At 69.0% G+C, this 21280-nt stretch carries 22 protein-coding genes and 5 pseudogenes; 19 read left to right on the forward strand and 8 right to left on the reverse strand.

Features of this window, described 5'->3' with window-relative positions:
- Positions 1–8: 8 nt before the first annotated feature.
- The 6 genes and pseudogenes from GNX96_RS19090 to GNX96_RS53145 all read right to left on the reverse strand — a co-directional run bounded on the left by GNX96_RS19090 (position 9) and on the right by GNX96_RS53145 (position 5096).
- The gene (locus GNX96_RS19090; RefSeq protein WP_163569119.1) at positions 9–548 is read right to left on the reverse strand and encodes a dihydrofolate reductase family protein; all 540 of its coding nucleotides are present in this window, start codon (positions 546–548) and stop codon (positions 9–11) included.
- Positions 549–557: 9 nt separating this feature from the next.
- Entirely contained in the window at positions 558–995 is a 438-nt protein-coding gene (locus GNX96_RS53130) for an alpha/beta fold hydrolase (RefSeq protein WP_279580805.1), read from the reverse strand.
- Between the two features lie 82 nt (positions 996–1077).
- A pseudogene (locus GNX96_RS64050) lies at positions 1078–1338 on the reverse strand (alpha/beta fold hydrolase); the annotation flags it as partial.
- Position 1339: 1 nt separating this feature from the next.
- Positions 1340–1939: an NADPH-dependent FMN reductase gene (locus tag GNX96_RS19100; RefSeq protein WP_163569120.1), complete on the reverse strand. Its 600-nt coding sequence runs from the start codon at positions 1937–1939 to the stop codon at positions 1340–1342.
- A 66-nt stretch (positions 1940–2005) separates the two neighbouring features.
- Positions 2006–2920, reverse strand: coding sequence for a tetratricopeptide repeat protein (locus GNX96_RS53140; protein ID WP_279580807.1), 915 nt, complete (start codon positions 2918–2920; stop codon positions 2006–2008).
- Positions 2921–3170: 250 nt separating this feature from the next.
- On the reverse strand, positions 3171–5096 hold the full coding sequence (locus tag GNX96_RS53145) for an AfsR/SARP family transcriptional regulator (protein ID WP_279580808.1): 1926 nt from the start codon (positions 5094–5096) through the stop codon (positions 3171–3173).
- Positions 5097–5135: 39 nt separating this feature from the next.
- Between GNX96_RS53145 and GNX96_RS19110 the strand changes: the two are divergent.
- From GNX96_RS19110 to GNX96_RS53150, 6 genes and pseudogenes are all read left to right on the forward strand, one after another.
- Positions 5136–5992, forward strand: a pseudogene (locus GNX96_RS19110) (3-methyladenine DNA glycosylase).
- Between the two features lie 2 nt (positions 5993–5994).
- The gene (locus GNX96_RS19115) at positions 5995–7053 is read left to right on the forward strand and encodes an AAA family ATPase (RefSeq protein WP_163569121.1); all 1059 of its coding nucleotides are present in this window, start codon (positions 5995–5997) and stop codon (positions 7051–7053) included.
- Positions 7014–7619, forward strand: a complete 606-nt coding sequence (locus tag GNX96_RS19120) for a hypothetical protein (RefSeq protein WP_163569122.1) — start codon at positions 7014–7016, stop codon at positions 7617–7619. Before GNX96_RS19115 ends, GNX96_RS19120 begins: the two co-directional genes overlap by 40 nt.
- 120 nt (positions 7620–7739) lie before the next feature.
- Positions 7740–8606 carry a helix-turn-helix domain-containing protein gene (locus tag GNX96_RS19125; protein ID WP_279580809.1) on the forward strand — a complete coding sequence of 289 codons (867 nt, stop codon included), beginning with the start codon at positions 7740–7742 and terminating at the stop codon, positions 8604–8606.
- A gap of 5 nt (positions 8607–8611) precedes the next feature.
- A pseudogene (locus tag GNX96_RS19130) lies at positions 8612–10154 on the forward strand (phytoene desaturase family protein).
- 35 nt (positions 10155–10189) lie between these two features.
- Entirely contained in the window at positions 10190–10450 is a 261-nt protein-coding gene (locus tag GNX96_RS53150; protein ID WP_279580810.1) for a BTAD domain-containing putative transcriptional regulator, read from the forward strand.
- A 17-nt stretch (positions 10451–10467) separates the two neighbouring features.
- Here the strand turns inward: GNX96_RS53150 and GNX96_RS19140 are convergent, their stop codons facing one another.
- Entirely contained in the window at positions 10468–10866 is a 399-nt protein-coding gene (locus tag GNX96_RS19140) for a hypothetical protein (RefSeq protein WP_279580811.1), read from the reverse strand.
- 436 nt (positions 10867–11302) lie between these two features.
- Positions 11303–11491 carry a hypothetical protein gene (locus GNX96_RS19145; protein WP_163569126.1) on the reverse strand — a complete coding sequence of 63 codons (189 nt, stop codon included), beginning with the start codon at positions 11489–11491 and terminating at the stop codon, positions 11303–11305.
- Here GNX96_RS19145 and GNX96_RS19150 point away from each other — a divergent pair.
- From GNX96_RS19150 to GNX96_RS53165, 13 genes and pseudogenes are all read left to right on the forward strand, one after another.
- Complete coding sequence (locus GNX96_RS19150) at positions 11475–14084, forward strand: AfsR/SARP family transcriptional regulator (protein ID WP_163569127.1); 2610 nt, start codon at positions 11475–11477, stop codon at positions 14082–14084. The genes GNX96_RS19145 and GNX96_RS19150 overlap by 17 nt on opposite strands.
- Positions 14085–14278: 194 nt before the next feature.
- Positions 14279–14338, forward strand: a pseudogene (locus GNX96_RS64055) (hypothetical protein); the annotation flags it as partial.
- A 121-nt stretch (positions 14339–14459) separates the two neighbouring features.
- Positions 14460–14975, forward strand: coding sequence for a GntR family transcriptional regulator (locus GNX96_RS19160; RefSeq protein ID WP_279580813.1), 516 nt, complete (start codon positions 14460–14462; stop codon positions 14973–14975).
- A 77-nt stretch (positions 14976–15052) separates the two neighbouring features.
- Positions 15053–15448: an ROK family protein gene (locus GNX96_RS19165; protein ID WP_163569130.1), complete on the forward strand. Its 396-nt coding sequence runs from the start codon at positions 15053–15055 to the stop codon at positions 15446–15448.
- Positions 15442–15927: an ROK family protein gene (locus GNX96_RS19170; protein WP_279580814.1), complete on the forward strand. Its 486-nt coding sequence runs from the start codon at positions 15442–15444 to the stop codon at positions 15925–15927. Before GNX96_RS19165 ends, GNX96_RS19170 begins: the two co-directional genes overlap by 7 nt.
- Complete coding sequence (locus GNX96_RS19175) at positions 15924–16691, forward strand: sugar isomerase domain-containing protein (RefSeq protein WP_163569132.1); 768 nt, start codon at positions 15924–15926, stop codon at positions 16689–16691. The genes GNX96_RS19170 and GNX96_RS19175 overlap by 4 nt, the downstream gene beginning before the upstream one ends.
- Positions 16688–17173, forward strand: a complete 486-nt coding sequence (locus tag GNX96_RS19180; protein WP_163569133.1) for an SDR family oxidoreductase — start codon at positions 16688–16690, stop codon at positions 17171–17173. Before GNX96_RS19175 ends, GNX96_RS19180 begins: the two co-directional genes overlap by 4 nt.
- Complete coding sequence (locus GNX96_RS53160; RefSeq protein ID WP_279580835.1) at positions 17125–17385, forward strand: SDR family oxidoreductase; 261 nt, start codon at positions 17125–17127, stop codon at positions 17383–17385. The genes GNX96_RS19180 and GNX96_RS53160 overlap by 49 nt, the downstream gene beginning before the upstream one ends.
- Positions 17382–18647, forward strand: coding sequence for an FAD-dependent oxidoreductase (locus GNX96_RS19190; RefSeq protein ID WP_163569135.1), 1266 nt, complete (start codon positions 17382–17384; stop codon positions 18645–18647). Before GNX96_RS53160 ends, GNX96_RS19190 begins: the two co-directional genes overlap by 4 nt.
- 17 nt (positions 18648–18664) lie before the next feature.
- Positions 18665–19273: pseudogene (locus GNX96_RS64060) on the forward strand (phosphotriesterase family protein); the annotation flags it as partial.
- On the forward strand, positions 19236–19619 hold the full coding sequence (locus GNX96_RS64065; protein ID WP_390624065.1) for a phosphotriesterase family protein: 384 nt from the start codon (positions 19236–19238) through the stop codon (positions 19617–19619). The pseudogene GNX96_RS64060 and the gene GNX96_RS64065, both read left to right, overlap by 38 nt.
- A gap of 385 nt (positions 19620–20004) precedes the next feature.
- Entirely contained in the window at positions 20005–20928 is a 924-nt protein-coding gene (locus tag GNX96_RS19200) for an MFS transporter (RefSeq protein ID WP_279580816.1), read from the forward strand.
- Positions 20876–21277, forward strand: coding sequence for an MFS transporter (locus GNX96_RS53165; RefSeq protein ID WP_279580817.1), 402 nt, complete (start codon positions 20876–20878; stop codon positions 21275–21277). The genes GNX96_RS19200 and GNX96_RS53165 overlap by 53 nt, the downstream gene beginning before the upstream one ends.
- Positions 21278–21280 lie beyond the last annotated feature (3 nt).

The following is a 21280-nucleotide window of genomic DNA, read 5'->3' on the forward strand; positions in this document are numbered from 1 at the left end:
CAGCAGACCTACTTCTCCGCGGGTTTGTAAGACAGGACGAGAGCGCCGGAGCCGAGGTCACGGGTACCGATCAGTTCCAGCGTGGTCGGGTCGATACCTTCGTCGAACAGCCGCCGTCCGGTGCCCTGCACGACCGGCGCGAGCCAGAGCCGGTATTCGTCGATCAGGCCGTGTGGGAACAGTGTGTTGACGAGGCCGGCACTGCCATAAATGAGGAGGTCCTGGTCGGATTCCTTCAGCGCCCTTACGCCTTCCACCACGTCTCCCGCGATGCCGGTCGCGTTCCATTCGAAGTCGGTGAGAGTGGAGCTGGCGACATGCTTGGGAATGCTGTTCATTCGTTCGGCGAACTCACCCTCGTGGGTCATCGTCGGCCAGGCTTTCGCCATGCCTTCGTACGTCAGCCGGCCCAGCAACAGAGCGTCGCTGGCGAAAAGCAGCTCGTGTGCGTGTTCGCCGGCCTTGTCGTTGAAATACGGCCCGGTCCAGGCCGGGCTCTCCACCACGCCGTCCAGCGTGACGTAAATCGAAGCGGTGATCTTTCCCATGATTGTTCCTTACTTGACAGGAGAAACGGCGAGGAATTCCTCGACGATCGGGACGAGCCAGGCGGCTCGGTCCATAATGGACAGATGGGTGGTGCCGGGCAGGATGGCGAGCTGGGACGGTGGGAGCCCGACCTCGTCGCCCGACGCGCCGCCGCCGAAGAGGCGGAACAGTTCGACGGCATGCTCGGGCGTCACGATGTCCGAGTCGCCGACCACCACCAGGGCCGGTGCCGCGATGGCGCGCACCTGCTCCGCCGTCCAGCCGGTGAAAGCCTGGTCCATGATCTTGGTCTTCTGTACGAAAGCCGGCCAGTCCTGCGGGCGCGGCGCGATTTTCGCGTACGCCTGCTGGTAAATCGTGCCGTCCAAGGCCGCCGCGGTGAGGTCGGCCAGCCCGTCCATAAAGCCCGGATGGAAGCCGCCCAGGTGATATGCCGGCGTGATCATCACCAGTTTTCGTACCAGTGCGGGGGTGATCGACGGCCAGCTGCAAACCGAGGCCGGCGCCGTTGCTGTAGCCCAGGACATCCGCGGAGGTGGGGTCCAGGTGCCGCAGGAGGGCAGCGGTGTCATCGGCCATCTGCTCGTACGAAAGCGGGCGGTCGAGGTCGGCGGTCCGGCCGTGTCCCTGTTGCTCGGCCGCGATCACCTGGTGATTTTCGGCTAGTACGCTCAAAATCTTGCTGAACGAGGTCTCGATAGTGGAGACGCCGCCATGCAGCAGAAGCAGCGGGTCTCCACGTCCGTGGACCTCGTAGTACATCCTCAGGCCATTCACAGTGGCGTACATATCAGTTCTCACTCCCGAAATATGGTTGCCGGGCACGGGCCTCGCGCAGCGCGCAGGCCCACCACGTCAGCTGGTCGAGCATCGTTTTCACCATCGTGTGACAGGCCGCGGACGGCTTCGGCCAGCTGCCGTCGGCGGCGAATAGGTCCCAGTAGTAGTCAGGCAGGGTGACCGCGGCCCGGATGGCGGTAGCGTTCAATTCCGCGAAGACGAGTCGCAGCTGGGAAACCGCGTGCAGACCACCGGATTCCCGGCCGTACGCCACGAAAGCCACCGGCTTCGCGGCCCATTCCTCATAGAACCAGTCGAGAGCGGTCTTCAGCGGCGCCGGGAAGCTGTGGTTGTATTCCGGTGTCACCACCACGAACGCGTCCGCGGCAGCCAGCCGGAATCCGAGCTCTCGCACCGAAACCGGCAGCTCCTCGTCCACATCGGTGAGGACTTCGGGCAGCCGGGTGACGGCCAGGTCGACGACATCGACCTCCAGGTCGCCGCGCCGGCCGGCCCGGCCGGTGAACCACTCGGCGACGGTAGGGCCGAAACGGCCGCGCCGAGTGCTGCCAATGATGACCACCAGCCGCAGTTTGGCGTTCCCTGACATCCGTCTCACCTCCTGGCTCGTTCGCTGGACACAGCTTGACCGCAGCGGTTTACGGTTTCCTTACCGTCACCTTCGAAAGCGACGGAACCGCAGGTCAGGCCAGTTGTCGAGCCTGCGCCGGGGTGAGTTCGCGGCCGGCCTCGAAGGCTTCTTCGAAGGCCTTGTCGCCCAGCGCCTCGCGGGCGAGGGCGGTGATCCGGTCAACGTCCATGAGCTCGGCCGGCGCGGCCGGCATGGCAGCGGCCGTACGAGCGGCCGCCGCGGCACCCAGCACCTGGGCGGCCGCCGTCTGCTCACCGGCGATGGCGAGGGCGCCGGCGAGCCCCTCCAAGGCCCAGGCGGTGTCCCGCGGCGCATCCATTTTTTTTCGGCTAGTTCAAGGGCTTCCAGGTGCAGCGCCCGGGAGGCCGCCGCTTCGCCGCGCTGTTCGGCGAGGAAACCGAGCTCGACCAGGACCATCGACAAGTAGATCGGCGTGCCCTCGTCCCGCGCTTGGTCCAGCAACTGGTTCAGATGCAGCTCGGCGAGCGCGAAGTCGCCGGATTTGCGGCCAGCATACGCAAGACCGGTCCTGGCCATGATCTGGCCAAGCAGCGAATTCTGTTCGGTGGCCAGCCGCAGCGCCCGCCCGCCGAACTCGATGGCCTGCGGGAAATCCCCGGTCTGCATGGAAATCCAGCTCAGCCAGCCGAGCCGGGTCGCCACGTCCGGCCACAGGCCAAGGTCCTGCGCGATCGGCAGCGCCTCCTGGTGCAGCCGGGCGGCCCGCCGGTGGTCGCCGACCAACTCGGCCAGCGCGGCCAGCCACTCGTTGGCCTGCAGCTGACCCCACCGGTCCCCGAGGTCCGCGAACAGCCGACTGGCCCGAGTCGCGTCCCGCTTGATCGCGTCGAGATCTCCTCGTACGTGCGCGAATTTGGCTCGCGTGAGCAGCGCGGCGGCGGTCCCCCACCAGTCGCCGTCGGCTTCCAGGCCGGCCATCGCTCGGCCAGCGACGCACCGCCCGGCGACCCGGCGGTCTGGCTGGACACCAGGAACCAGCGCAGCCGCGGCTGGCCCTTCAGCTGCCCCAGCGCTTCCTCGACGTCACCTTCTTGGCCCTGCAGAAGAGAAAATCCGGTGTACCAAGCGAATGCGACCGGGTCGTCGGCAACCGACAGCGCGGTCCGCAAGAACCGTTTGGCCTCGGTCAGACGACCGCGCAGGAACCAGTACCACGTGAGCGCGGTAGCTAGTCGTACGGCCATCTCACCGTGCTGGTCGGCGACCGCGCCATCGAGCGCGCCGCGGAAGTTGGCGGCCTCGTCGTCCAGCCGCTCCAGCCACTCGCGTTGATCTGGACCGCGCAGCAGCGGGTCGGCTTTTTCCGCCAGGGCAACGTAATATCGCTGTTGGCGGGCTCGTAGGGCCGGCAGCTCGGCGGCATCGGCCAACCGGTCCTGGCAGTAGGCCGCGACCGACTCCAGCATTCGATAGCGTGGCCGTATGGGCCGTGCACCGCGACCACCATGCTGCGATCGACCAATCGGCCCAGCAGCTCCAAAATCTCGTCCTCGGGCAAGTCCGCGACGGCTCGGGCGGCCTCCACAGTGCAGCCGTCCGGATGGACCGCCAGCCGGCGCAGCACCAGGCGCTCGGGCTCGCTGAGCAGCTCCCAGCTCCAGTCGATCATCGCCATCAGGGTCTGCTGGCGCGGCGGCGAGCCGCGATGCCCGGTGGCGAGCAGCCGGAACCGGTCGTCCAACCGGGCGACCAGCCCCTGAACGCCGAGCGCCGGCACCCGGGTGGCGGCCAGTTCCAGCGCCAGCGGAATGCCGTCCAACCGGCGGCACAGCACCGCGACCGGGCCAGCGTTTTCCTCGTCCAGCGCGAAATCCCGCGACGCGGCGGCCGCACGGGCCGCGAAAAGCCTGACGGCGCTGGCATTTTCCAGTGGCGGCACATTCCAGACCACCTCGCCGGGCAACGCCAGCGGCTCCCGGCTAGTGGCCAGCACTCGTACGCCCGGAGCCGCCCGCAACACCGCATCGACCAGCTCGGCGGCCTCGTCGATCACGTGCTCGCAGTTGTCCAGCACCAGCAGCAGCTCCCGCTCACGCAGCGCGGCGGCGAGCCGGTCGACCGAGCGCTGCGTGTCACCGGACGTGTCACGGACGCTCAACGCGTTCATCACCACGTCCGCGAGCGCGTCGCTGCAGGTCTGGTGGTAGCCGGCGAGCTCCACCAGCCAGCCCCCGCCAGTGAAGCGTTTTACCAGTTCACCGGCTATCTGTACGGCCAATCGCGTCTTGCCGACCCCGCCCGGGCCGGTCAGCGTCAGCGTCACCCGGTCGGTGGCCAGCCGGGCCTGGATCCGGGCGATCGCGTCGTCGTCGCGGCCAATCAGCTCGCCCAGCGGCGCCGGCAGATTGCCGCTGGACCGGGGCGCCTCAAGGCCCGCGTCCTGGGTCAGAATGGCCTGCCGGAGGTCGGACAGCTCCGGGCTCGGATCCAGGCCGAGGTCCTCAGCCAGCCTTTCTTGCAGTTCTTGGAAACTGTCCAGCGCCTCGGTCTGCCGGCCAGAGCGGTAGAGCGCGCGCATGTGCGCGGCCCGCCGCAACCGCTCGCGCAGCGGGTGCTCGGCCAGCAGATCGCTCAGCTCGCCGACCAGCGCCGCGTCCTGCCCCATCGCGAGCCGCGCCTGCGCTCGATCCTCCAGCGCGGTCAGCCGCTGCTCGGCCAGCCGCGCGATGGCCGGGCCGGCGAAAGACTCATCGACGAAATCCGCGTACGCGGACCCGCGCCACAGCTCCAACGCCTCCGTGAGGATCGCGTCCGTACGGCCGGATTTCTCCGTCAGGGCAACAAACCGGAGCGCGTCGACCTCATCCGAGCGCAACGCGTACCCGGCCGGTCCGGACACCACCAACGCCTTGCCGCCGGCCTCCGCGTCCTCCAACACCCGGCGCAGCTGCGACACCTTGACGGCGAGCGCCGCGCCGGGATTGCTCGGCGGTCGGTCGCCCCACAGATCCTCGGCCAGCCGGTCCGCGGACACCGGCCGGCCCTGCGCGATCAACAGCACCGCGAGCAGCGCGCGAACCTTGGCGCCGGGCACCTGCACGACGTCACCGGCGGTCGTCCAGACCGTCAGCGGCCCCAGCACTCCAAATCTCACCGGCCCACCATAACCGGTCCCCGACCTGGTGATTTACCGATCGCATACGCTGGACGAGTGCAGGAGCAGGAGTGGCGAGCGCGGCGCGCGGCCTACGAGAGCGCCGTCGACGCGCTGACGGCCGGTCACCGCGAGCGCTCCCGGCGGCAGCAGAAACACCCGGTTTTCGACTTCCTGTTCACGTATTACTCGCTTCGCCCCGGCAAGCTGCGCCGCTGGCATCCCGGCGCCGGCGCGGTCCTGGAAAACGCCGACGAATTCCTCGCTACTGCGGGCTATGTCCGCAGGCCAGAAGGGGTATCGGTGGATCCGGCAGCGCTGCCCGAGCGGCAGCTCACGGCGGCTCGCAATGTCCACCGGCTGCTGAAGGCGACCGCCGGCCGGCCGCCTCGGCTGGGTTGCTCCGGGCTGCACGAGTGGGCGATGGTCTACCGGCAGCCAGCCGACCGGCGACACTCGTACGTGCCGTTGCGGCTCGGCTCCGAGGGCACCGACACGGTCGTCGAAACACTGCCGATGAAATGCAGCCATTTCGACGCTTTCCGTTTCTTTACTGACGAAGCTCGGCCGTTGAATCCGATCCAGCTCACCCGCGAGTCCACAGTGGACAATGAACAGCCGGGCTGTTTGCACGCCACCATGGACCTCTACAAATGGGCGTACACACACTCTCTCCGCTGACGCCGTCCGAGCTGGTGTTGGACTGCTTCGGGCTGGCGATGGATGCCCGGGAGCTGGACATGCGGGCCTCGCCGTACGACCTCAGCGCGTACGGTTACCAGCCGGTCCACATCGAAACACCGGCCGGTCGCCGGGAGTACGCGCTGGCGCAGGGCGCGCTGGCCGAGCGGGCGGCTCCGCTGCGCGACCGGCTGATCACGTTTTCGGAGGTCTAGACATGCCAGCGGCATGGCCGCTCGTCGGGCGGTCGAAGGAGTGGGAGTTCGTCGCCGACGCGATGGGCCGCCAGCGCGGGATCGTGCTGGCCGGCGCGGCCGGCGTGGGCAAGACGCGGCTCGCGCGGGAAGTCCTGCAGGCCGCCGCCCGCCGCGGCTCGACCACCCGCTGGGCCTTCGCGTCCGCCTCCGCACGCGGCCTGCCACTGGGCGCTCTCAGCCCGATTATCTCTGTGACGGACGGAAATCCCGCACAGTTGCTACGACACGCCACCGACGCGCTGGCCGCCGGCACGGACGTGGTCGTCGGCGTGGACGACGCCCATTTGCTGGATGAGCTGTCGGCGCTGGTGCTTTACCAGCTGGTGGGCGCCGGCGCGGCCAAGGTGATCGTGACCGTCCGCACCGGCGAGCCGGCGCCGGCCGCCGTGACGGCATTGTGGGAGGGCAGTTTGTTGCCACGGCTGGAAATCCAGCCGCTGCCCGAGGCAGCCACCGCCGAGTTGGTGGCGGCCGCGCTCGGCGGCCCAGTGGACAGCAATGGCACCGCGAAGCTGTGGTCGATGACGCACGGGAACGCGCTTTTCCTGCGGCAGCTGGTGCTTGGCGAGCTGGACGCCGGCCGGCTGGTCGATGTCGGCGGGGTGTGGCGATGGTCTGGCGCGGCCGGAGTCTCGCCCGTACTGGCCGAACTCGTACGCGCCAGAATGGGCGGCCTCACCGACCAGGCCCGCGAGGTGGTCGACGTGCTCGCCCTCGGCGAGCCGCTGGGCACCGAACTTCTGGTTGACCTGACGGGGAAAAAACAGCCGTACGGACGGCGGAAGCGGCCGGCCTGGTGGGCATCGAGCAGGACGGTCACCGGCGGCAGGCGCGGCTTGCGCACCCGCTTTATGGGGAAGTACGCCGAAACGGCATTGGTCAGCTGCGCGCCCGCCGGCTGCGCGGCGCGATCGCCACCGCGCGCGCCGCCGACGCCGGCGGCCGCCGCGCCGACGACACCCTGCGCCGCGCGGTCCTCGTGCTGGATTCCGACCTCACCCCGGACCCCGCGCTGCTGACCACGGCCGCCGGCGCGGCGATCGCACTTTTGGACCTACCGCTCGCCGAACGGCTGGCCCGCGCCGCGGTGGCCGCTGGCGGCGGCTATCTTGCGCGGCTCACGCTGGCCGACTCGCTGTCGTGGATGAGCCGCGGCGAAGCGGCGGACGCCGAGTACGTTCGGCTGGCCGAGATCGCGAGCGACGACCAGGAGCGGGTCCGGGCCGCTTTTCCGCGCGCCGCCAACCTTTTCTACGCGCTGCGCCGGCCGACGCAGGCGATCGCCGTGCTGGAGGCCGGTTTGGCCGCGGTCACCGACAAGGTCGGCCAGCAAGCCCTGATCGGCCTCCGATGCACCTTCCAGGTCCACTTAGGACGGCCACGGGATGTCATTCGTGAAGCCGAAATCGCGCTGGCCACGCCGGGACTGCCGGCCCAGCCACTGGTCATGACGTCGTACAGCTATGTCGCCGGCCTCACGGTCCTGGGCCAAGCCGACACCGCACTGCCGGCGGCGGCGATCGCGCGTACGCGGCCGCCGATGTTTCCTTCGACTGCGCGGTGCCCAGCCTCGGCCTCGCGATGACGCACGTCTTCACCTTGCGAATGGCCGGATATCTGGGAAAAAGCCGAGCAGATCGCGATCGAGCGACGCTCCCGCGGCGGCGAGATCCCGGGCACCCCGCAGGCGTACGGCGCCACCCTGATGGGCCTCGCCGCACTTTTTCGGGGTCGCTTGACAGTCGCCGTCCGGTGGCTCCGGGAAGGCCGGGCCGGGTTGCTGACCGACACCGCGGGCTACCAGAACGCGTGCCTGACCGGCCTGGTCGAGGCGCTCGCCAAGCTCGGTGAGGTCGCCGCCGCCCGGGAGGCTTTGACCCAGCTGGACGCGAATCCGCATCCGGTCATGGTGCTGTTCGAGCCGGACCTGCAGCTGTCCCGGGCCTGGGTGGCGGCCGCCGAAGGCACCGTCACCGCGGCGATCGCACTCGCCCACCCCACGACGCGGCGCGTACGGCCCGCGCCGACGACCGGCACGCGCAGGAGATTTTGGCTCTGCAAACCGCTTTGCAGTTCGGCGATGACACCGTCGCGGGCCGCCTCGGCACCCTCGCCACGGTGGCCGACGGTCCCCGCGGCGCGGCCGTCGCCGCACACGCTTTCGCCCTGGCGGCCAACGACGGCGACGCACTGCTGGCCGCTTCCTATGAGTGGGAAAAGATCGGCGACCTGGTGCCGCCGCCACCGACGCCGCCGCGCAGGCCGCGGTGGCATACGAGCAAGGAAAATCCGCCCGAGAGGCGATCGCCCGAGCCGACCGGCTGGCCGCCGACTGCGGCGGCGCCCGTACCCCGGCGCTGCTGGCCGCGACCCGCCCGCTCCCCCTCACGGCCGCGAACGCGAGATCGTCAGCCTGGCCGCACAGGGCCTGTCGAACCAACAAATCGCCGACCGGCTGGCCGTCTCGGTGCGTACGGTCGAGGGGCACCTTTATCGCGCCAGCACCAAACTCGGCACCACCAACCGCTCCGACTTCGCGACCCTGCTCAACCCTCGACCGAAAGAAACCTAGTGGTCATGACGGCTGAATACGACGTGGTTATTGTCGGCGGCGGGCATAACGCCCTGGTGGCGGCGAGTTATCTCGCCCAGGCCGGCCGGTCGGTGATCGTGCTGGAACGCGGTGCCGCGGTCGGCGGCGCGGCGGTGTCCTTCCGGGCTTTCGACGGCGTCGACGTACGCCTGTCCCGGTATTCATATTTGGTCAGCCTGTTGCCGCGGAAAATCATCGCTGACCTCGGGCTCGATGTGACGCTGCGGCGGCGGCGAATCTCGTCGTACACACCGTTGGGCGATCGCGGCCTGCTGGTGGACACCCACGATCGCGAGCGGACTGCCGCGTCGTTCCGGTCGATCACCGGATCGGACGCGGATTTCGCCGCCTGGGCAACACTTCTACAGCCAGACCGAGCTGGTGGCCCAGCGTGTTTTCGACACCCTGACCGAGCCGCTGACCAGCAAAGACGACCTGAAGGCCCGAGTGCGCGACGATGCCGCCTGGTCGATGCTGTTCGAGCGGCCAATAGCGCACACGTTGCTCGAGCGGTTCGCAGACGACACGGTCCGTGGGGTGGTGTTGACGGACGCGCTGATCGGCACCTTCGCGGCCGCCGGCGAGCCGACGTTGCGGCAGAACCGCTGCCTGCTCTACCACGTGATCGGCAACGGGACCGGCGACTGGGATGTCCCGGTGGGCGGGATGGGCGCGGTCACCGGTTCGCTCGCCGGGGTCGCGCGGCAGGCCAACGCGGTGCTACGGACCGATGCCGAGGCGCTGTCCATAACGCCGGACGGCGAGGTGCGTTATCGACACGGCGACGACGAGCATGTCGTACGCGGAGACTACGTACTGGCGAATGTCGCTCCGCCCACGCTCGCACGGCTGCTCGGCGAGGAACCGACGGAGGAGCCCGAAGGCGCGCAGCTCAAAGTGAACATGGTGCTTTCCCGGCTCCCCCGGTTGCGGCAGCCCGGCCTCGACCCAGTCGACGCGTTCGGCGGCACCTTCCACGTCAACGAAGGTTTCGAGCAGCTGGAGACGGCGTACGCGCAAGCCGCCGCCGGCCAGATCCCGACCCTGCCGCCGTCCGAGATCTACTGCCATTCGCTCACCGACCCATCTATCCTCGGCCCAGCCGAGAAAGCCGCTGGGGTCGCCACCCTGACCCTTTTCGGGCTGCACATGCCGGCCCGGCTGTTCGCTGGCCGCAATGACCAGGCCCGGGCGCAGGCGCTGCGCGCGACGCTGGCGTCCTTGGATGCCGTGCTGGCCGAGCCCATCGAGGACTGCCTGCTCCGGGACAGTCACGGAAACCCTTGCATAGAAGCGAAAACGCCGCTGGATCTGGAGGCGGAGGTGGGGTTGCCCGGCGGTCACATCTTCCACCGTGACCTGTCCTGGCCGTACGCGCAGGATCCGGCGCAGGTCGGGCGGTGGGGCGTGGAGACGGCGTACGAACGAGTCCTGCTCTGCGGTGCCGGCGCGGCCCGCGGCGGCGGGGTCAGCGGCATCCCCGGGCACAACGCGGCAATGGCCGTTCTCGGCGCCACCGACAAATAGGCTTTCCGAAGACAGCGCAAAGTCGTGTGATTCTCGTGGGGAAACTGACCTTACGATTCCCCCACAGGGAGTCTCTCTGGGTGCGCTTGCTAGTGGTTCTACGGCAAAACGGCCGGTCGGCGGAGGCTTTGGCGCTCTACCACCACATCCGCACCCGGTTGGCCGACGAGCTCGGCGTGGACCCCGGCCCGGAACTCTACCGGATCCACGCCGAACTGCTGGCCGGCACGTCCGTACGAGTAGACCGCCCAAGGCCCGGACAACTCGTCCGGATGCGAAATTCCCGTTGGCCTTGACAGGTGCAGACCCCGCTTCACGGCCGTTTCGCGGCCAACTCATGCCCGTTCTCTCGCAATGCCAGCACCAACAGTCCGGCCAGTGCGGCGACATTCAGCACGACCTTGGCCAGCAGATCGGTCGCGGTGAAGCGGTTCGCCGGAAACCGGCCACCATGCTCGCGGTCAACGCCCCCGGCGACCAGCGCGAGCCGGTGCCGGTCGGTCCAGCCCTTCGACCATCGACATCCGGCGAAACCCACCGCCGCGGCGACCACGAGCGCCAACGCAGGCGACTCAGACCAAGCCCGTACTATCGCCGCCAGCAAGATCAACGTCACCGAGAGTGTCGTCATCTGCTGGTGGGTCCGGGAGGACGGAGGCCGGGTCGACCGGAAACGGCAGCGGGATGACCGTGCCTTCGAGCTGGCAGTCATCCCGGACCTCGTCGCTTGGCTGGCGACGCGACCCGAAGTCGACTGGGACGACACCCGCCTCGGGAACCGATTCCAGATGACGCTTACCCGTCACTTTTCTTCAGCTCCGATCAGGTGAGGCGCCATTTCCCGTCGCTGAGCATGCCAGCCGCTCTTGTCGCACCGATGTTGCCGAGTTGTCATCACGACACGAGCAGCGACGGCGGAGACCGGCCGACTCCGATGACATCGATATGACAACGTCATGGCATCGGGTCGTGGCACCCTGGTGCGCTCGCGAATTAATCGGCCTGCCATTCACTTTCGGTATTGTGGCGGTGAATGTGACGTCTCTCTTGTGGAATTGCTGGCGAGTCGTATCTTGAGCACTATGGCCAGCGCGCAAATCGCTGATAGGAAAACCCGGGACTCCGCTGCTCCGGACGTGTCGGTCCGGCTACTGGGCGATCTGGAAATCCTGGCGGACGGCGTCCCGGTTCCCGTGGTGGGAGACAAGTGCCGGGTCATCGTGGCATCGCTCGCCCTCGCCGGCGGCCAGCCGCTGAGCGTGCACACCCTCGCGCGTCGGGGTGTGGAACAACGAGCTGCCGGCACGGGTCGCCGGCAGTGTGGCCAGCCTGGTCACCCGACTGCGCCGGCCGCTCGGAGTCGGCGCTATCCAGACCGTGCGGGGCGGCTACCAGCTGCGAACCACCCCGGAGCTGGTGGACGCGCTGCGGTTCCGGTCCCTGCTGACGGAGGCGGCGACCAGCGCGGACACCGAACGGGAGCGGTCGCTGCTCGATGCCGCGCTGCAGCTCTGGCGGGCCGAGCCGTTCGCCGGGCTGCGGTCCGAGGTGCTGGAACGGGACGAGCTGCCCGGTCTGGTGGAGTTGCGGCTCGCCGCGCTCGAACGCCGAGCCGACATGGACCTCGCAGCTGGTACGCCGCTGCCCTGGATCGCCCAGTTTCACTATCTGACCGCCCAACATCCGCTGCGGGAAAGCCTGTGGCAGCGGCTGATCATGGCGCTGGCGGCGAGCGGGCGGCAAGCCGACGCCTTGATGGCGTACGAGCAAGTTCGTACGACGCTGCGGGAAAATCTGGGAGTCAGCCCCGGCGCCGAGCTCCAGCGGTTGCACCAGCGGTTGGTGAGCGGCGCGCCCACGGTCACACCACCACCGGTCGAGGTTCCGCAAGTCGAACCGCTGCGCCAGCTGCCGCCGGCCGGTGGTCATTTCGTCGGCCGCGAAGCCGCCCTGGTCGCGCTGGACGATCTGGTCGCCGCCCGTGCGCCGGAGCCGTGGGCCGGTCCGGCCATCGCGGTGATCGACAGCGGCGGTGGCATGGGCAAGACCACGTTGGCGATCCACTGGGCACATCGGGTGCGGGCCGATTTTCCGGACGCCCAGGTGTATCTCGACCTGCGCGGCTACAGCCCCGGCAAAAGCCTTTCACCACACGACGCACTGGAGTTGGCCCTGCGGGCGCTGGGAATCGCCGGCGATCACCTGCCGGCGACGGTGGAAGGCCTGTCGGCGCTTCTTCGTACGGTCACCGCGGACAAACGCATCCTGCTCATTCTGGACAACGTCCGGAACAGCGAACAGGTCCGCCCGCTGCTGCCCGGTCCCGGCGGTGCCGTGGTGGTGACCAGCCGGAGCCAGCTTCGCGGACTGGTCGCCCGCGATGGCGCCGTTCGGGTGAGCCTGGACCGGCTCGCTCCAGCCGAGTCCGTACGGCTGCTGACCGACATTGTCGGCGCCCGCGCGGCCGACGAACCGGAGCGGGCCGCGGACATCGCCCAGCTCTGTGACCACACTCCGCTGGCTCTGCGCATCATCGCGGACCGGCTGTCCCGCCAGTCCAGCACGTCTCTGGGCACCCTCGTCCACGCCCTGCAAGCGCAGGAATCGGTGCTGGACGCGTTCGACACCGGCGACGACGACAGCACCAACCTACGGATAGTGCTGTCGTGGTCGTACGAACAACTCGACCCGGCGGCGGCCCGCGCGCTGCGGCTGATCGGGCTGTTTCCGGGCGCCAGCATCAGTCTTTCGGCGGCGGCCGCGATGGTTCGGGCCCCCGCCAAGGACGTTCGCGTCGTCCTGGACCGGCTCACCGACACCCATTTGCTGGAACAAAAAGAGCACGACCGCTACGAGCTGCATGACCTCGTACGGGCATTCGCCGAGGAACGGTCGCTGGCCCACGACAGCCAACCGCACCGGGCCGAGGCAGTCGTACGCGTCCTTGAGTGGTACGTCCGTGGGCTCAACATGGTCTATCGGCAACTGGAGCCGAGCCGGCAGCGGGTCGGTGTGGAGTCCGCGTCCATCCTGGTGACACCGCCTGCTTTGGCGGACGAGCGGGCCGCGGATGTGTGGTGTGAGGCCGAATATCGCACTCTGGTCGCGCTCGTCGACTGGGCCGTCCACCAGGATCAGCCCGGATATGCGTGCCGGTTGACCTGGCTTCTGCAGATCATGATCAACCGGAGCAACCGGCCGCAGGACCAGATCGACCTGCACCAGATCGCGATCGCGGCGGCCGCGAGCCTGGACGATCCGGTGTTGGAGGAGGCGCGACTGCTCAACGGCCTCGGCAATGGCTTTGCCGAGCTGCAACGCCCGGACGACGCGGAACGCTGCTACCAGGATGCGCTGGCTCGGTTCCAGGCGGCGGGGAACGAACCCGGCGAGGCGCAGGTGCTGGGAAACCTCGGCCTAGTGGACACCGAGCGCGGAAAGTACGAGCGGGCGAAGACCCGGTCGCAGACCGCGTTGGAGCTCTACCGCCGACTCGGCGACCACCGCGGCGAGGCGGTCAACTTCGACAACCTCGCCATGGCGCATTTCGGCTGCCGGGAATACGCCCCCCCGGCGATCGCGTGCTGGCGGCGCGCGTTCGAGATCAACCGGCGGTGCGGCTGGCGGCACAACGAGGGCTACAACCTGGCGAACCTCGGCCGGGCGTACGCGGCGCTGAACAAGCACGAGCGAGCCATCGCCTATTTCGGGCAGGCGTTGCTGCTTTACCGGCTGGTCGGCAGCCGCCAACGCGAAGCGATAACCCAACTCCACCTGGGATATTCGTTGATCGCCACCGGGGACGTCGATGCCGCGCGAGAGGCCTGGCGGGCTTCCCAGCGCACCCTCGACGCGTTGGGCGACGCCCGGGCCGGCGAAGCCCGGCGGGCCCTGGACACCGCCGACGCCGCCGCCGCGATGTTCTGCTGACCTTTCTGGCATCTGACAAATTGGTCCGGCTGTCCGGTGGACGCGACCTTTCTCGCTACCATCACAGGATGAGCGCGGACGAGATCGACTGGGCCCGCCGGCTGGCGGTGGACGCGAGCCGCGCCATGCCGTTGTATCACCAGTTGCGCGAGCGGCTGCGGATCGCCGTTCGCGAGGTCGAGCCGGACACCCCGATGCCGACCGAGCGGGCGCTGATGGAGTTCACCGGCGTCAGCCGGGCCACCATCCGGCGGGCGGTGGCCGACCTGGTCAGCGAGGGTTTGCTGGTCACCCGGCAGGGCAGCGGGACCTACACCGCGCCGGCCAGGGTGCCCACCGAGCTGGGGCCGGCGCCCACGCGGCTTCACCGACACGATGGCCCGGCTGGGGCGGCAGCCGAGCACAAAAGTGCTCGAAGCGGAGCTGGTCGCTGCTTCGGCGGAAATCGCCGAGCGGCTGGGCCTGGCCGCCGCCGGCGACCAGGTGGTGGTGCTGGAACGGCTGCGACTGCTGGACGGCGAGCCGTGCATGGTCGAGCGCGCGCACCTGCCGGCCGACCTGGTGCCAGGCCTGCTCGACCGGGACCTGGACGGCTCGCTCTATGACACCCTGAGCCTGCAATATGGGCTGGTGCCGGCGCAGGGCACCGAGTCGATCGTGGCGGTCAACGCCGACCAGCGGCTGGCCCGGCTGCTGGACATCCCGATGGCCGCGGCCGTGCTGGCCACCTCCCGTACGACCAGCACGGACAGCGGCACGCACCTGGAATACACCCTCCGGCACGCCCGCGGCGACCGCTGCTCGTTTCTCATCGAGCTGGGTGCGTCCGGCGGGCAGCTCGGCGACCACTCCAGCCTTGATCCGGCATTACGGCCGGCACTGTTCACCTGATTGGGTCGTTGACACGGCCAATCCTCCTCAATAAAGATACGGTTGTACGGACCAATTGAGGTGAGGGTGGCCGGCACGTGACAGGGATAAGACTCGGCGTCGACGTCGGCGGCTCCGCGACCAAGTGGGTGCTACTCGACGAGACCGGCGCCATGCTGGACGCCGGCTCGACGCCCACCCCGCGAGCCGGGCCGGCGGCGGTGATCGAGCTGGTCGCCGAGCTCGCGGCGCAGTCGAAAGAGCCCACCGCGATCGGGGTCGCCGTCCCGGGCCTGGTCGACACGGCCAGCGGCGCCACCCTGTTCATCCCCAACGTGGGCGGTGACTGGGCGGGCTTCCCGTTCACCGAACGGCTGGCGGCGCGTACGTCCACACCGGCCACCGTCATCAACGACGGCCGCGCGTTCGCGCTCGCCGAGCTCCGGCAGGGCGCCGCGAAAGGCCTGTCCGAAGCGCTTTTTTCGTGGTGGTAGGCACCGGAATCGGCGGTGCACTGGCGGTTGGCGGCCGGGTTTTGCATAACCGGCGCGACAATTTCGGGGCGATCGGGCACATGACCGTACGGCCGAACGGCGATCGCTGCACCTGCGGCAACCGCGGCTGCCTGGAAACCGTCGCGAGCGCCCGTGCGCTGGCCACCAAGACCGCGACCGCCGAGCAGGTCGCCGCGGCGGCCGCCCAAGGCGATCCGACCAGCGCGCGGCGGATCCTGCGGGCCGGTCGGGAGCTTGGCCTCGCGATCAGCAGCACGCTCGCCTTTCTCGGCTTTTCCACCGCAGTGGTGGGTGGCGGCGTCGCCGGCGCGCTGCCGCAAATGCTGCCGGCGATAGTCGCCGAACTCGATGACCGGACCGCCATGCTCGGCACCTGTCACGTACACCCCGGCGCGCTCGGCCCGCATGCGGGTGCGGGTGCGATCGGCGCGGCCTTATGGACTTTGGAGGGACCATGACCTGGATCGGGCAGGCCATCGAGCTGCTGAGGACGATCGAGGACACCCAACTGGCGGCGCTGGAGCGGGCCAGCGTGCTCGCGGCGGAGTCCATTGCCGGCGGCGGGGTCGTGCACACCTTCGGCACCGGCCACTCGCGCATCCCGGTCGAGGAGATGTTTCCGCGCTACGGCTCATATCCGGGCTTCCACCCGATCGTCGAGCTGTCGTCGACCTTCCACACCCAGGTCACCGGTTCGAACGGGCTGCGGCAGGCGATGTTCGTCGAGCGGGTGCAGGGCCTCGCGGACGTGATCCTGAGCAACTTCGCCTTGCGGCCAACGGATTCGGCGATCGTGTTCAGCGTCAGCGGCCGCAACGCGCTGCCCGTCGAGATGGCGATCGGCCTGCGAAAAGCCGGCGTACGGGTGATCGCGGTGACCGGCCTCGCCGAGTCGTACGCGGCCGAGCCGACCCATCCAACCGGTACGCGCCTGTGCGATCACGCCGATGTCGTTATCGACCTCTGTACGCCACCGGGCGACGCGCTGTCCACAGTGGACGGTCTGGCCGAGCGGGTCGGTCCGGGCAGCACGGTGGCCGCGGTCGCGGTGGTGAACGAGATCAAGGTGCGGACGGCCCAAAAGCTCGTCGACGCCGGCTGCCCGCCCCCGGTGATCACTGGCGCGAGCGTGGTCGGCCGCGAACGCAGCGACGAACTGTTCGCCGCGGCCTGCGCCGAGCATGCCCGCCGGGCCGCCGCCGTGCTCCGGACTACCCCGTGAACGTGCTGGTGGCGCGGCGCGCGGCCGGCGGGATCGGGTCGGCGTGCGTACGAGCCGTCGAGGCCGACGGCGGCGCGGTCTATGGCGTCGACCGGGACGACACCGACATCACGCTGCCCGGCGGCGCCGAGCGGGCCGTCGCCACCGCGGTGGACAAGCTCGGCCGGTTGGACGGCGTGGTGCACGCGATCGGCATGTCCGGCCGCCGACAGGGCGACGGACCCATCGAGTCGTGTACGGACCAAGCCTGGGCCGAGGTTCTGCGAGTCAACTTGGAATCAGCGTTTCGGCTGCTCAGAGCGGCCGTGCCGGTGCTCACCGAGGCCGGCGGCGGCTCGATCGTACTGATCGGCTCGGCTCGGCGCTCGCGACCGATCCCGATCCGGACTTTCGCACCGTCGCGTACGCGACCGCCAAGGGCGCCCTGCTGTCGCTGGCCCGCGTCGTCGCGCACCAGACCGCACGCGCCGGCGTACGGGTGAACATCGTCTCCGCGGGACTGGTGGACACGGCGATGGCGACGCGCGCGCTCACCACCCAAGCAATCCAGGACCGGCTTCCCGAGCTGATGCCGCTCGGCGGCAACGCCTGCACGCCGGAAGAGGTGGCCGCGGCGGTGTTGTGGCTGTTGTCGCCGGCTTCCCGGCGTACCACCGGAACCTCGCTGCCAGTGGATGGCGGGTGGCACTTATGAGCGATCCGCTGCTGTGGTCAGGTGACGTGATCGTGGCTGGCGCGGCTCGCTCGGCGGGCTGCGCTGCAGCCGTCGCGGCCGCCCGCGAGGGCGCGTCGGTGCTGCTGGTGGAATCGGCCGGGTTCTTCGGCGGCACCGGCGCGGCCGTCCTGGACACGTTCTACGGCTTCTATCCCCCGGGGGCGGCAACGAGAGAGAGTCGTCGGCGGCATTGGCTGGGGGAGGTGTGCGAGGCGCTGTTCGCCAGGGAAGCGGCTTTCGAGCGTCCGAACACCTATGGCGCCGGCACGGGAGTCACGTACGAGCCGGAGATCCTCAAACAGGTCTGGGACGACCTGCTGGCCGACGCCGATGTCACGACCTTGCTGCACGCGACCGTCACCGATGTCCTTATGGACGGCGACAAAGTCAGCCACCTCGGACTGCACACGGCCGCCGGCCCACGGTCGGTGAAAGCGGTCGTCTACATCGACGCAACCGGCGACGCGGAGCTGGCCTGGCGGGCCGGCGCTGCCGTGGACGCGCCGCGCGACCAGGTCCGCCGACAGCCGATGACCGCGACTTTTCGGCTTGGTGGTGTGGATCTGGCCCGTACGTCGGCGGCCGACCTGCATCGCCGAATGGCCGAGGCGACCGGTTATGTGTTGCCACGCCGGGAAGGCTCGACTCACCGGACAATGCTGCCCGGGGTCGTACACACCAACCTGACGCGCGTGAGCGGCGCCGATCCGACCGACCCGTGGCAGCTGTCCGACGCGGAGCGGGAAGGCCGTCGACAGGTCCGCGAATACGTCCGGTTCCTGACCGCCGAAGTGCCTGGCTACGAGCAGGCGTACCTGATCAACACGTCCATAAGGATCGGCGTACGAGAGAGCCGCCGGCTGCGCGGCCGCTACTTGCTGACTCGCTATGACGTCCTGCAGGCACGTGAGTTCGCCGACGCGATCGCCCGCTGCGGGGCGCCGGTCGAGGACCACGACGGCGGCTCGAAGACCGTGTGGGAGTACGTCGGCGGGGCGGCCACCGGACGCAGTTACGGCGTGCCGTACGGCTGCCTGCTGCCGGTCGAGGTCGGCAACCTGCTGGTCGCCGGCCGCTGCCTGTCCGCGACGCACAGCGCGCACGCATCGGTCCGGTCGATGGCCCAGTGCTTCGCCACCGGGCAAGCCGCCGGCACCGCGGCCAGCTTCGGTGAAAACCCGGCTGACCTCGATGTTCAGGTACTGCGCAAGCGACTGATCGACCAGGGAGCATTGCTGTGAGCCGCGTACGTACGGTCATGGGCGATGTCGACACCGACCAGCTCGGTGTCATGTTCGCCCACGAGCACCTGCTGATGACCGGCGGCTGGCCGGTCCTGCACGAGCCGGACTACCGGCTCGACGACCTGCCGGCCGCCGCCACCGAACTGCGCGCGGCGGCGGCACACGGGCTGTCCGCGGTCGTCGAGATGACCCCGCTCGGCTTCGGCCGCAGCCCGCGCGGGCTCGCCCAGCTGGCCCGCGAGACCGGCGTCGCGATCATCGCCACCACCGGCTTCCACAAGGTCGAGTATTACGACGACCTGCACTGGTTACACCGCTACAGCGCGGACCAGATCAGCCGGCTGCTGATCGAGGAGATCACCGTCGGGATGGACGAATACGGCCTTGTTGGGCCGTACGCGGATCGTACGGACGCAAGGGCCGGCGTGATCAAGATCGGCACCCGCTACCACCGGTTGGGCCGCTCGATCGGCAAGCTGATCGAGGCCGTCGGCATGGCGCATCAGGAGACCGGTGCGCCGGTCGCGACCCACAACGACAAGGGCACCTGCGGCCACGAAGTGCTGGACGCGCTGGTCGCGGCCGGTGTCCAGGAACGGCACGTGGTGCTGGGCCACATCGACCACAACGCCGACCCGGGGGCTGCTCGCCGAGCTGGCCGCCCGCGGTGCGTACCTCGCCTTCGACCGGCCCGGCCGGATCAAGTACGCGCCGGACAGCGACTCGGTGGCGCTGCTGGTCGCGGTCGCCGAGCGCGGCGGCGCCGACCGGCTGCTGCTGGGCTGCGCGACCTGGCCCGGCGCAGCTACTGGCGCAGCCTCGGCGGCGGTCCGGGCCTGGACTACCTGCTACGCGTCTTCGCGCCGCGCATGCGCGCCGAGGGCCACGCGGACCTGGTCGACGCCGCCCTCACCGTCAACCCGGCCCGCGCCTTCGCCCTTCGGTAGACCTGCGTCGGGCATGGTGTAGCCGGCCGTTTGACGCTGGATGCCGGCTTCGGATACGGCGTGGCAGTGATCGCCGAGTGTCGGACTTTGTCCCGCACTCGACGTCGAGTGCGGGATAAAGTGCCGCGGTCGACGTCCTCTACGACGGGCAGACATCGCTGTAGTCAGCAGACGGTGACCACATCGTCGCGTACGCGGACGCCAACAGGCCGGCCTCGCCAAGGATCCAGTCACCAAAAATCCCGCCATGCGGCACCCAATCAGCGCCAAAACGCCAAAAGGTGACTTTCCTTAATTCATTAGGACCACCTGATCATATTCGCCAACCAAAACGAGAAAAGCCTGGTGGATCACTTCAGAGGGAGTTAAGTTGTCCGTACAACTTGACGAATTGTGAGGGATGCCACATGGCCGAGGTCACCCGCGCCACCGCCGTGTCCACGACCGAACCCGGCCGGTCGCGGCCGGCCGAGCGGCTCGGCCGGCTGTTGCCGCTCCTGCTGCTGGGCAACGTCGGGATGTTCGCGCTCTACGCCGGCGTCAGTGGGGTTCTGCTGCCATTACAGGTGGCCGCCATCGACCCCGCCAACAAGGTCGCGAACCTCGGGCTGGTCACCGGCGTCAGCGTGCTCGCCGCGGTGATCTTCACCCCGCTGGCTGGCAGCTTCTCGGACCGCACCCGCGGCCGCTTCGGCCGGCGGGCGCCGTGGATCCTTGGCGGCGCGCTGGCCTCGCTGGTCGGCATGGTGATTTTGGGCAGCGTACGAACCATCGCGTTGCTCTTCGTTTTCTGGGCGCTGACCCAAATCACCATGGGCGCCTACCAGGCGTCGATCACCGCGGTGGTGCCGGACCGGGTGCCGGCGACCCGGCGCGGCATCGCCTCGGCGGTCATCGGGATGAGCATTCCGCTGGGCAACGCGGTCGGCGCGATCCTGGCCGCCGCCCTCGCCGCGACCCTGCTGACCGGCTACCTGACGCTCTCACTGCTGGTGATTGCGGTGGCGATTTTGTTCACCACGCTAACAAAAGACCGGCCGGTGGCGGCCGCCGAAACGACTCGGATCCGGACCGGGGAATGGCTGCGTACGCTGCTGTCGAGCCTCGCCCATCGGGACTTTCGCTGGGTTTTCATCGGCCGCGCCCTGTTGATCCTCGGATATTTCCTGGTCGCGACATACAACCTCTATTTGTTGCAGGACTACTACCGGCTGCCGGCCGGTCTTTCGCGCGACCGCCGCGATCGCGATTCTCAGCCCGATCGGCGCGGTCGCCACCGTGGTCGCGACGGTCGTCGGCGGCGCGCTTTCGGACCGGTTCGGCCGGCGTAAGCCGTTCGTCTTCGGCGCCAGTTGCCTCGCCGGCGTCGCCTGCGTCATTCCGTTGATTTCCCCGACCTGGACCGGCGTCCTGGCATTCAGCATTGTTTCGGGCCTGGGCCTGGGATGTTATCTGTCCGTCGACACCGCGCTGGCCACCCTCGTGCTGCCCTCGGACCGCGACAACGGTCGCGATCTGAGCATTCTCAACATGTCCATGGCGGTGCCGCAGATCGTCGCGCCGCTGATCGCCTCCGCCCTCGTCCTGCATGTCGGCGGATATCCGGCGGTCTTCGTCGGCAGCGGGGTGCTCGCCGTCCTCGGCGCGCTCGCCGTGATTCCCATCCGCGGAGCCAAATAACCG

Source organism: Fodinicola feengrottensis (assembly GCF_010993775.1).
GTDB lineage: Bacteria > Actinomycetota > Actinomycetes > Mycobacteriales > HKI-0501 > Fodinicola > Fodinicola feengrottensis.

Excerpts from the sequence above, each read along its gene's own strand:
- GNX96_RS19090 (WP_163569119.1), bottom strand. The coding sequence starts at position 548 with ATGGGAAAGATCACCGCTTCGATTTACGTCACGCTGGACGGCGTGGTG.
- GNX96_RS53130 (WP_279580805.1), bottom strand. The coding sequence starts at position 995 with ATGATCACGCCGGCATATCACCTGGGCGGCTTCCATCCGGGCTTTATG.
- GNX96_RS19100 (WP_163569120.1), bottom strand. The coding sequence starts at position 1,939 with ATGTCAGGGAACGCCAAACTGCGGCTGGTGGTCATCATTGGCAGCACT.
- GNX96_RS53140 (WP_279580807.1), bottom strand. The coding sequence starts at position 2,920 with ATGGCCGGCCTGGAAGCCGACGGCGACTGGTGGGGGACCGCCGCCGCG.
- GNX96_RS19115 (WP_163569121.1), top strand. The coding sequence starts at position 5,995 with ATGCCAGCGGCATGGCCGCTCGTCGGGCGGTCGAAGGAGTGGGAGTTC.
- GNX96_RS19125 (WP_279580809.1), top strand. The coding sequence starts at position 7,740 with ATGGGCCTCGCCGCACTTTTTCGGGGTCGCTTGACAGTCGCCGTCCGG.
- GNX96_RS19140 (WP_279580811.1), bottom strand. The coding sequence starts at position 10,866 with ATGACTGCCAGCTCGAAGGCACGGTCATCCCGCTGCCGTTTCCGGTCG.
- GNX96_RS19160 (WP_279580813.1), top strand. The coding sequence starts at position 14,460 with ATGGCCCGGCTGGGGCGGCAGCCGAGCACAAAAGTGCTCGAAGCGGAG.
- GNX96_RS19175 (WP_163569132.1), top strand. The coding sequence starts at position 15,924 with ATGACCTGGATCGGGCAGGCCATCGAGCTGCTGAGGACGATCGAGGAC.
- GNX96_RS19190 (WP_163569135.1), top strand. The coding sequence starts at position 17,382 with ATGAGCGATCCGCTGCTGTGGTCAGGTGACGTGATCGTGGCTGGCGCG.
- GNX96_RS19200 (WP_279580816.1), top strand. The coding sequence starts at position 20,005 with ATGGCCGAGGTCACCCGCGCCACCGCCGTGTCCACGACCGAACCCGGC.